This window comes from Candidatus Erwinia dacicola, from assembly GCF_001756855.1.
Lineage (GTDB): Bacteria > Pseudomonadota > Gammaproteobacteria > Enterobacterales > Enterobacteriaceae > Erwinia > Erwinia dacicola.
This window is the reverse complement of the sequence record NZ_MAYS01000358.1, coordinates 1-2,495: the sequence shown is the minus strand read 5'-3', so window position 1 is coordinate 2,495 and position 2,495 is coordinate 1. Positions and strand designations below refer to the sequence as shown.

At 52.9% G+C, this 2,495-nt stretch carries 3 protein-coding genes; 1 reads left to right on the top strand and 2 read right to left on the bottom strand.

The window, feature by feature from the left end; genetic code table 11:
• A partial coding sequence (locus BBW68_RS10210; protein ID WP_070135276.1) for an IS30 family transposase occupies positions 1-285 on the top strand: 285 nt, incomplete at its 5' end.
• 46 nt (positions 286-331) lie between these two features.
• Here the strand turns inward: BBW68_RS10210 and BBW68_RS10205 are convergent.
• Positions 332-1,768 carry a magnesium transporter gene (locus tag BBW68_RS10205; protein ID WP_070135275.1) on the bottom strand — a complete coding sequence of 479 codons (1,437 nt, stop codon included), beginning with the start codon at positions 1,766-1,768 and terminating at the stop codon, positions 332-334.
• Between the two features lie 523 nt (positions 1,769-2,291).
• The coding region (locus BBW68_RS10200) for an integrase core domain-containing protein (protein ID WP_070133629.1) at positions 2,292-2,495 on the bottom strand (204 nt) is incomplete at its 5' end.

Sequence of the window (2,495 nt, the reverse complement as noted above, 5' to 3'; positions counted from 1 at the left end):
ACAATCACGTTCGACAACGGCAGGGAGTTTACCCGGCACAAGGAAGTCGCTGACGCGTTGGAAGCGGAAACCTACTTCGCTCATCCATATGCCTCGTGGCAGCGCGGGCTAAAGGAGAACACCAATGGGTTGTTGAGGCAGTTTATCCCGAAAGGAACTGACCTGACGGCAGTGACGGATGACGAGCTCCGCAAGTACCAGGGAGCACTGAATAGCAGGCCACGGAAATCCCTTGGGTTCCGGCAACCTTCAGTGGTCTTTGTAGAGCTAAGACAGGTGGCTTAGCGTTGCACTTCGAACTTGAATCCGCCAAGTGCGTCACATCCTGCGATCAGTGCAGCAGGAAGATGGTTGCCAGCCCGAGGAAGATAAAGAAGCCACCGGTGTCCGTCAGCGCGGTGATCAGCACGCTCGATCCCACCGCCGGATCGCGCTTAAATTTGGTCATCAGCAGCGGGATCAGCACGCCCATCAGCGCCGCCAGCAGCAGATTCAGCACCATTGCCAGCATCATCACGCCGCCCAGTGCCGGGTTGCCGTACATCGCCCAAGTAATACCCCCCATGATGCCACCCCAGAACAGGCCATTAATCAGAGCCACACCAAGCTCGCGCCCTATCAGGAATGAGAAGTTTCCGGATCCCACCTGATGCAGGGCGAGGGCGCGCACAATCATGGTAATGGTCTGGTTGCCGGTGTTGCCGCCGATCCCGGCAACGATAGGCATTAATGCGGCCAACGCCACCAGTTGGGAAATCGTAGCCTCAAACAGGCCAATCACTCTTGAGGCAACAAACGCAGTGCAGACGTTGACCGCCAGCCAGGTCCAGCGGGTGCGCACGGCTTTACGCACAGGAGCAAACACATCCTCTTCAGGATTGACCCCACCCATTTTACGCATGCTGCTGTCGTTGGTTTCGTTGACCAAGTCTACGACATCTTCGATAGTGACACGCCCCATCAGCTTGCCCTTGGCATCGATAACGGCGGCGGAGATCAGGTTATAACGTTCAAAGGCACCGGCCGCGTCTTCCGCTTTATCATCAATCAGGAAGGTGGTGGGTTTGGCGTTCATCACCTCCGACACCTGTTTTCCTGGGGTATTCAGCAGGATTTCCGTCAGCGGCAGTTCGCCTAGCAGCTTGTTATTTTTTCCGGTGACAAATAGCTTGTCCGTGCCGTCCGGGATGGTTTTCTTACTGCGCAGAAAACGCTGGACGGTCGCCAGCGTAACGTCGGCGCGCACGGTAACCAACTTGAAATCCATGATGCGGCCAACGCGGTCGCGGTCAAAATCCACCACGTCGAGCACACGCGAACGCAGTTCCGGATCCAGCGAGGTCAGCAGGCGTCCGGTTAGGTCGCGCGAAAGATATTTGGCTAGATAAACCTGTTCATCAATATCCAGCAGTTTGATGGCGCGCAGCAGATCGCGGTCGCTCATCTCCTCAATCAGTCTTTCCCAGACGTTTTCTGAGGCTTCAACCAGTACCCGGCCGCGGCGATCATTACCAATCAGTCGCCACAGCGCTAGGCGTTCATCCTCTGGCAGGGCCTCCAGTAGGTCAGCAATATCGGCCGCGTGCAGTACGGGAAGCGTGGCTTTAATCTCTTCAACCTGCTGGCGATGTACCTCCGCTTCAGCTTCGGATTCGCGCAGCGGGCGTTCCAGCAGGGTATCGACGAGGTCTTTGTCATTCAGAAGCAGGTTCAGAATACGGCTGCGAACTTCAGCTAACTGCTGAACATGAGAAGGCGCTACGGACATACAACATCCTTTTGTCAGACTGAACCTTAAACACTCCAGACGGCAGAAGCGTTAGCTGCAGCCTGAGGATTTTCAGGTATTAAAGAGGGAAGCGGAGCACATATAGCTTAGCTGATTTTGGGCATCAGCGGGTCAGAAAAGCTCCAATTTTTAATTGACATAGCGCTGTCCATGCAATTTTCCCTGTAATGTGCCCACGCGGGCGATGAGCAATTTACGCACAGCATCGCACGCAGGTCAACGATCCTGCACCACGTAGCCCAGTGAAGGATAACATCCGATCTGACCAATCGTGTTTTGAACAAATGGTGAGAATAGCATTTATTATAAAATAATCTGATTTATATCAAATTATGGTGAAATTTTAGCTCTACTATACTCAGGATTTTTCAACATGATTGTTGGTTAGAATAAATAAAACCTGCTAATGACACTAAATTCGGCACTGTTGCAAAGATATTGATGAGTTAGCCTTTCGTGTTATTGAAAGGTCTTATCTTTCAAAGACTTTAGACTGTAAGTACTACAGCCGCTCAGATTTGTTGGGCGTCAGACCACCGTTATACCAATGGGGCCTGATAGCGCTGTAATATCCCGTTATATAGTGGATTATCGCGCCCTGGGCTTCGCTGAAGCTGTTATAGCCCTTCGTCGGCACCCATTCGGTCTTCAGGCTCCGGAAGAACCGCTCCATAGGGGCGTTATCCCAGCAGTTTCCCCGTCGACT

Coding starts and splice junctions, on each gene's coding strand:
- BBW68_RS10205 (WP_070135275.1), bottom strand. CDS start 1,768: ATGTCCGTAGCGCCTTCTCATGTTCAGCAGTTAGCTGAAGTTCGCAGC.